Consider the following 7,509-nt stretch of genomic DNA (forward strand, 5'->3'; position numbering starts at 1 on the left):
GGATCATCGAACGGCAGCGCGTGACCCCGGCCAGCCGCGGCGCCCTGTTGCTCGGCCGGGTGCTCAAGGACATGGTGGTGCTGATGGTGCAGGCCACCATCCTGGTGCTGGTCGCGGTCGTGTTCTTCGACCTGCGGCCCAACGTGCTCGGTTTCGTGCTGACGCTGATCCTGGTCGCGATCATCGCGGCCGGCATGTCGTCGGCGTCGTACGCACTGGCGCTGGCGACCCGTTCCGAGGACTCGCTGGCCTCGGTGCTGAACATGGTGTCGGTGCCGCTGCTGCTGCTCTCCGGCATCCTGCTGCCGATGACGCTGGGACCGGGCTGGCTGCAGACCCTGGCCAGGCTGAACCCGCTCTCGCACACGGTCGACGCGGCCCGCGCCCTCTTCCGTGGCGACTTCGGCTCCTCCGACGTCTACGTCGGGACCGCGATCACCCTCACCCTGGCACTGGTTCTGGGTCTGATCGGTGCCCGTACCTTCGCGAAGGAGAACGCCTGAGCGGTCGGCCGGTCGGTCGGCTGTGAGGTCCGACACCACCCTCCGATAACCTCGACAACATGCGACCGACTGCTTTGATCACCGGGGCCAGCCGCGGCCTCGGCTCCGCCATTGCCCGCGAGCTTGCCGCTGGCCACAACCTCCTGCTCGGCGCGCGCAAAGAGGACGCCCTGAAGGAGATCCTCACGGAGATCGAGGACGCGAAGCCGTTCCCGGCGGACCTGACCGACCACGCCGCGGTCGCCGAGGCCGTCAAGGGCATCGACCGGCTGGACGTGCTGGTGCACAACGCCGGCGTCGCCGACCTGGGCACCGTCGCGGACACTCCCGCCGAGGTGTGGCGGAACACCATGGAGGCCAACGTCATCGCGGTCGCGGAGCTGACCCGGCTGCTGCTGCCGGCGCTGCGCAAGGCGGGCGGCCACGTGGTGCTGATCAACTCCGGTGCGGGCCTGCGCGCCAACGCCGGATGGGGCCCCTACGCCGCCAGCAAGTTCGCGCTCCGCGCGTTCGGCGACGCCCTCCGGCTCGAGGAGCCCAAAATTCGGGTCACCTCGATCCACCCGGGCCGGATCGCCACCGACATGCAGCGCGCGATCGTCGAGGGCGAGGGCGGGACGTTCGACGCGGACCAGTTCCTCTCCCCGGAGACCGTGGCCCGCGCCGTGCACGCCGCGATCGACACCGCGCCCGACGGGCATCCCACCGAGATCGTGCTGCGGCCCACAGCGCGGTAGCGGTTTACCGGCGCTCGACGAGGACGCAGCGAGCGCCGGTGAAGATGGTCGGCATGCACTGGTTGCAGTGCGTGCAGCGCGACTGCGTCCGCGCGTCGGCGGCGATCCGGTTGACGAGGTCCGGTTCCATCAGCAGTGCCCGCGCCATCGCGACGAACTCGAAGCCCTCGGCCATCGCGGTGTCCATGCCGTCGCGGTCGGTGACGCCGCCGAGCAGCACCAGCGGCAGGTTCACCGCGGCCCGGACCTGCCGGGCCTGGTCGAGCATGAACAGCGGCTGGTAGGGGTAGGCGCGCAGGAACTTCTTGCCGATCAGTTTCACGCCGAGACGCGCGGGCTGCGGCATCACCGCGGCGAACTCCTTGATCGGGGCGTCGCCCTTGAACAGGTACATCGGGTTGAGCAGCGAGCTGCCCATGGTCAGCTCCAGGGCGTCGAGGCTGCCGTCGGCCTCGAGCCACTTGGCCACCTGGATGGCCTCGTCGACCCGGAACCCGCCGGGCACCCCGTCGTCCATGTTGAGCTTGGCGAGGATCGCCACCCGGCCGCCCACCGCCTCGCGGACCGTCCGGGCCGTCTCCAGGACCACCCGGGCCCGGTTCTCCAGCGAGCCGCCGTAGGCGTCCTTGCGGTGGTTGAGCTTGGGGCTCAGGAACGAGCTGGCGAAGTAGTTGTGGCCGAAGTGGATCTCGACGGCGTCGAACCCGGACTCGACGGCGATCTTCGCGGCGGTGCCGTGCGCAGCGGTGATCCGCTCGATGTCCGCGACCGTCGCGGTGTGGATGCGGCGCATCGACATCGGGTTGAAGGACGGCGACGGCGCCAACGCCGGCAGCCCGTTGGACTTGCCGTTCGCGACCGGTCCCGCGTGACCGAGCTGTGCGGACGCCGCCGCACCCTCCGCGTGGATGGCGTCGGTGAGCCGGCGCAGACCGGGCACCGCCTCGTCGCGCATCCACAGCTGGCCGCGCTCGGTCCGGCCCTCCGGCGCGACCGCGCAGTAGGCCACCGTGGACATGCCCACCCCGCCCGCGGAAGGCCGGCGGTGGAACTCGATGAGCTCGTCGGTGACCAGCGCGTCGGGCGTCTTGCCCTCGAAGGTCGCGGACTTGATGATGCGGTTGCGCAGGGTGATTGGGCCGAGCGATGCTGGGGCGAGTACGTCGGGACTGGTCACGGGTCATCCTCCGATTCGATTTGGCCGATGGTAGGACGTGAACGGCCCGCCCGGATCCGGAACCGGCCGCTGAGCGGGAGGCACGCGCGGTGGGGAGCACCGCCTACCGGTACCGCGACTTCGACCAGATCGATTGGTACAGAGGAAATTTAAGGCAGGATCGGATTCTGCCTGGCCCGATCGCGGTAGACCCTGCCCGCCGCGGGGCACCCCGGCGGGCAGGCGCGTCCTCAGAATCCGTCCGGCGCCGGCTCACCGATCGTCGAGGGACCCGGGCTTCGCGCCCACTTCGGCAGGATGAAGACTCCCTCGGCCTCCACGCAGACGCCGTCGGCGTCGGCGAGATGGCCGACCACGATGGTCTTGACCCCCTCGATGCGATCGATCCGCGCCTCTGCGTGCAACGCGCCGAGCGGGGTGGGCCGGCGGTAGCGCAGGGTCAGGGTGCCGGTCATTCCCGGGGCCCCGCCGAACTCCGCGGCCGAGCCGAGGACCTGGTCGAGGATGAGCGCGGACACACCGCCGTGCGTCAACCCGGCGGGACCCTCGTACTGCGACCCCAGATGGAAGTCGCACCACGCGCGCCCGTCCGGATCGTGCTGGAGCACCACCGGCGGCGCGACCGCGTTGCGCAGCCCGGCGGCGGCGTTCCCCCACGCCCGCTTCTGGCCGGAGGCGCCCCAGCGAACCCCGTACGGTCCCGGGTTCGTGCGCTTGCGCAGGATCTGCTTGGCCGCCTCGAGGTGCTCCTGCGCGGCCCGCAGGTCGACCTCGTCCTCGACCTCGGTGAGCAGCGCGACCTCGATCAGGTCCCGGACACTGTCGGTGAGCGGTCCGTACAACTCGGACTGTCGGTCGATCTCCTCGTCCGAGAGCCCGTCCTGAACGTAGAGCGACTGTTGGCGGGCGATCGATTCGGTCACGGGGCCTCACTGGTGCGGGAAGTCGACACCGGGCGGTAGGGCATCGGCCCTGGTGCCCGGCGATACAGGTGCGATATGCACTCTACATACGGTACCGACGACGGCCGCGCCCCCAACGACCGACGGGAACCTGCGGCTCACCGCACACCTCGCGTGAGCCGCTGGTTCCCGTCGTGGCCCGCGCCGGCGGCGCCGAGCGGGGCGTGGGACCTAGTCCTTCCGGAGCAGGAAGCTCAGGACGGTCGCCTCGAATGCTTCCTTCTGCTCGATCATCGCCCAGTGCCCGCAGTTGGGGAACACATGCAGCTCCGCCTTCGGGATGGTCCGCATGGGAACCAGTGACATGTCCAGCGGGCTGACGCGGTCGTCACGACCCCAGGTGAGCAGGGTCGGCGCCTTCACCTTGTGCATCATCGCCCACGGCGGCGGCGCATCGGACGCGTCCATCATCTTCACCATCTGCGCGAAGGCGGCCTTGCCGTACATCCGGCGGGCGCTGTCGAGGGTCGCGGGATCGGTGGCCTGAGTCCAGCGCTCCTCGATCAGCTCCTCGGTCACCATCGCGGGGTCGTAGACCATCGAGTACAGCCACTGGATCAGGCGCTCACGGGTCGGCGCCTCGGTGAACTCCTGCAGTAGCTTGATGCCCTCACCGGGGCCGGGGCTGAAAATGGCCTTGCCGATGCCGCCGATCGTGACCAGACGACGCACCTTCTCCGGGTGGTTGATCGCATAGCTGATCGCGACCCCGCCGCCCATCGAGTTGCCGATGATGTCGACGCTGTCGAGGCCGAGAGCGTCGACGAACTTCACCACCGAGTCCAGCGCGGTGACCATGGGGTGGCCGCCGAAGTCGTCGCTGACGCCGAATCCGGGGAACTCCAGCACCAGGCAACGGAAGTGCTCGGCGAACACCCCGAGGTTGCCCCGGAAGTTGCGCCAACCTGTCACGCCCGGTCCCGAGCCGTGCAGCAGCAGCAGCGGCGGCCCGTCTCCCGCCTCGTGGTAGCGCAGGACGCCTGCCTCGGTGGAGATCTCCCGCAGGGTTCCCTCGTAGCTCAGGTCCGATGTCATCATTCGCCTCACTCTTCGATTGCGGCCGGATCCGCCTTTTCCGACCAACGTGCCATCTCGGTGGACCGCATCCCAGATGCCGTTCCGGTCAGTGGATGGAAACCTGGCGCGGCACGGGAGGCGGTTGCCCGCTTCTCTCGTCCGTCGGGTGCCGCAGGGTCGGCCGCGCGGCTTTCGCACGGCCGACCCCGGGCACGCCTAGTGAGCGAAGATCGCTGCGCCCTCGTCGGTGGCGTCCGGCGCGCTCTGCGCCGCACCGGGAACCTGCAGCTGCCGGATCTTGCGCGGAAGCATCAAGGCGACCACCGCGCCGATGACCGCACCGACGGCACCGATCAGGAAGGCGACCTGGAAGCCCTCGTCCGTGTAGAGGATCGCGCCCTGCGTCATCTCCAGCGGGATCGGGGCGATGTACGAGTTGTTCATCACCGTGAACGCGATCACCGGCAGGACCGCCGGGAACACGCTCTGGAACACGCCCACGATGCTCGCGGTGGACGCCTGCAGCTGCGGGGGCACCGCCTCGATGAGCAGGTTCGGGATCGAGGCGTAGCCCAGGCCCATGCCGAGGCCGAACACGCCTGCGAACCCGATGAGCAGCGCCTTGTCGTCGTGCACCATCGCGACCGCCGCGAACGCGGCCGCCATCAGCAGCAGACCGGTGACCAGCAGCAGGCGCGGACGCACATTGCGCCCGACCAGCATGCCCACGATCAGGCCACCGATCACGACCATTCCGCCGATCGGCGCCTGGAAGATCGCGAATCCCTCTGCACTCACGCCGAATCCGTAACCGAGGCCGAGCACGGCGGGGGTCATCGCCATCATCGGGAGCAGGATCGTGAAGAGCCCACTCGAGCCGTAGACGAATCCGGCACCGATCGTGGTCAGGAGCACCGGCCGCTTGCCGAGCACGTCCAGGTCGATCAGCGGCTCGCGCACCACCTTCGCCGAGGCGATCCACGCCAGCAGGAGCACCACGCCCCCGATGAGGTAGGCGAGAGTGGACCCGCTCGTCCAGCCCCAGGTCGGCCCGAAACTCACGGCCACGAGGATGCCTGCGATGCCGGCACCCAACAGCACCGCGCCGACGAGGTCGAGACGGGACCGCAGTCGCACCGACGACTCGTCGGTGGACGCAATGATCATCACGCCGAGCACAGCGAGCCCGATCACGAAGAACCAGAAGATGCTGCGGAAGCCGTGGTTGTCGATCAGCCAGCCGGTGAGGAACGGCGCGGGAATCGCGATCAGCCCCATACCGCTGGTCGCGATGCTGACCGCAAGTGCGATGGTCTTCGGCGGGAAGACGTCGCGGATCAGCGAGTAGCTCAGGAACAAGCAGGGCACGAGCATGCCGGACAACGCCCGGCCGACGATCAGTACCGCGTAACTGCCGGCGATCGCGCAGAGGAACGAACCGAGCGCGGCGATCGCGACGCACGCCAGCAGGAGGCGGCGCTTGCCGTACATGTCGGCGAGCTTGCCGACAAGCGGCGCGGCCACCGCACCCAGAAGCAGGAACGACGTCAGCATCCAGGCACCCTGAGTCGTCTGGTAGTGCGCCGAGATCGCCGGCAGGGCCATCGAGATCATCATGTAGCTGACCGCGAGCATCTCGAGCAGCAGCACGATCGATGCGAGCGAGAAGATCAGGCGCGGCGTCCACTTTTCAGCGGYGACCGCGGGACCGTGAGCGCCGGGAGGCGGCGACATCTCGCCGCCGGAACGGGTAGTGACCATCGTGGTGGGTCCTTCCGGGATACCAATGAATCTCAGGCCCAATGTGATTCGGGCACGGATAGGGCCATCCGGCAGGGTCGGCGCGGACGACGTGGATGGTGCGACATATCCGAGCTGTCAGGATCGAATGTGTAAGCCACATCACAGGACACCTCAAACTGTGAGAACAGACATCGTTCCGGTGAGCGGGAAGATTGCCCTGGGAGAAGGTTCAAAACGGGCGAAACCGACTCGCGGGAACCGCGGTTCCCGAACCTCACCCGGCAGACGCGGCAAGTTTCGCGCCGGGGACCGGGTAGCACATTCCTGCCGACCCGGCCATGAGCTCGGGTCCGGGACCAGAGGCAGTCAGGCGGACACCGGGCGCGGTCGAGGTACCGCAGACCCGCCGGGATGTGCCATCCCGCCGGCGAGCAGTACGACCACGGGCTCGTCACCGAATACCCGCCGCAGGCCACGTGTGCACGACGCCTGTGCGCGCCGCCGTCGAGTGCGATCGCGGCGCCCCGTCACCTGATCGGCGGCCACCAATGGCACGAAACTCATTGCACCGCTGTCAGATTCGGCCACAACACGATCAAACGCTGCGACCGTGACGAGTGCACTGTTCGATGTCGAACTGCCGTTCGTCGGTGAAGTCGCGAACGGTGTTCACCCACCGCGACGAGGTGCAACCTGACTCGTTCGTCGCGCTACCCGTTGCGTCCACCACGCCGCCGGGACCGTTGCCGCACCCTTTGACAGGGTGGGCGCCATCTCGTATCGTCCGTCGTCATGCATGTCCGCTCCATTGCGAAGACCCGAGGCCGGCTTCCCGCCGGCCTGATCTGGGTACAGAGAACGCAGCGCTAGAACCCATTCTCAGCACTGTTCGCGACGGTGCATGCATTCAACGGCTCGTAAACGCGGCCGTACTCCGTCCTTTGGTCGATCCCGTGATCTGCGGCGCCCGGCCGGCGGAGAACGGTACGAGGATTCGGCGGTAGCCGTCGCGACGCGCCCTTCCGGAAACGACCAAGTCGTATCCGGCCTTCCCGCTTCATGACACGGACACGAACATCCGCACCGTTCGCGGACGGACCGCCAGGCCCGGTCCAAGAGATGGTGCGCTGCGTCCGCGCGCCGTGGCAAATACACTTTCTTACAGGAGATTTCATTGATTACCGCTACCGACCTCGAAGTTCGTGCCGGTGTGCGGACCCTCCTCTCCGCGCCCGGCCCCGCCCTGCGCGTCCAGTCCGGCGACCGCATCGGTCTCGTCGGCCGCAACGGCGCCGGAAAGACCACCACCCTGCGCATCCTCGCCGGCGAGGGCGAGCCCTACGCGGGTGAGGTCATCCGCACCGGAGACC

General features: G+C 68.5%; 7 protein-coding genes. 3 read left to right on the top strand and 4 right to left on the bottom strand.

The window, feature by feature from the left end:
- Both AC1DU4_RS25750 and AC1DU4_RS25755 read left to right on the top strand, forming a co-directional pair.
- The coding region (locus AC1DU4_RS25750) for an ABC transporter permease (protein WP_477844718.1) at positions 1-503 on the top strand (503 nt) is incomplete at its 5' end.
- Between the two features lie 59 nt (positions 504-562).
- On the top strand, positions 563-1,240 hold the full coding sequence (locus AC1DU4_RS25755) for an SDR family oxidoreductase (protein WP_072846126.1): 678 nt from the start codon (positions 563-565) through the stop codon (positions 1,238-1,240).
- A 4-nt stretch (positions 1,241-1,244) separates the two neighbouring features.
- Here AC1DU4_RS25755 and AC1DU4_RS25760 read toward each other — a convergent pair whose 3' ends face one another.
- The 4 genes from AC1DU4_RS25760 to AC1DU4_RS25775 all read right to left on the bottom strand — a co-directional run bounded on the left by AC1DU4_RS25760 (position 1,245) and on the right by AC1DU4_RS25775 (position 6,130).
- Complete coding sequence (locus tag AC1DU4_RS25760; protein WP_072846127.1) at positions 1,245-2,417, bottom strand: NADH:flavin oxidoreductase; 1,173 nt, start codon at positions 2,415-2,417, stop codon at positions 1,245-1,247.
- A 230-nt stretch (positions 2,418-2,647) separates the two neighbouring features.
- Entirely contained in the window at positions 2,648-3,340 is a 693-nt protein-coding gene (locus AC1DU4_RS25765) for a PaaI family thioesterase (protein ID WP_477844720.1), read from the bottom strand.
- A 210-nt stretch (positions 3,341-3,550) separates the two neighbouring features.
- Positions 3,551-4,414 carry an alpha/beta fold hydrolase gene (locus AC1DU4_RS25770; protein WP_477844724.1) on the bottom strand — a complete coding sequence of 288 codons (864 nt, stop codon included), beginning with the start codon at positions 4,412-4,414 and terminating at the stop codon, positions 3,551-3,553.
- A 198-nt stretch (positions 4,415-4,612) separates the two neighbouring features.
- Positions 4,613-6,130, bottom strand: coding sequence for an MFS transporter (locus AC1DU4_RS25775; protein WP_477844731.1), 1,518 nt, complete (start codon positions 6,128-6,130; stop codon positions 4,613-4,615).
- A gap of 1,183 nt (positions 6,131-7,313) precedes the next feature.
- On the opposite strand from AC1DU4_RS25775, the gene AC1DU4_RS25780 reads away from it, so the two are divergent.
- Positions 7,314-7,509: ATP-binding cassette domain-containing protein (locus AC1DU4_RS25780; protein WP_477844722.1), on the top strand; the 196-nt coding region annotated here is incomplete at its 3' end.

The organism is Rhodococcus sp. P4_F5 (genome assembly GCF_056401315.1).

Bases quoted from the DNA above. Each gene is read 5' to 3' on its own strand.
- AC1DU4_RS25770 (WP_477844724.1), bottom strand. From the start codon at position 4,414: ATGACATCGGACCTGAGCTACGAGGGAACCCTGCGGGAGATCTCCACC.
- AC1DU4_RS25755 (WP_072846126.1), top strand. From the start codon at position 563: ATGCGACCGACTGCTTTGATCACCGGGGCCAGCCGCGGCCTCGGCTCC.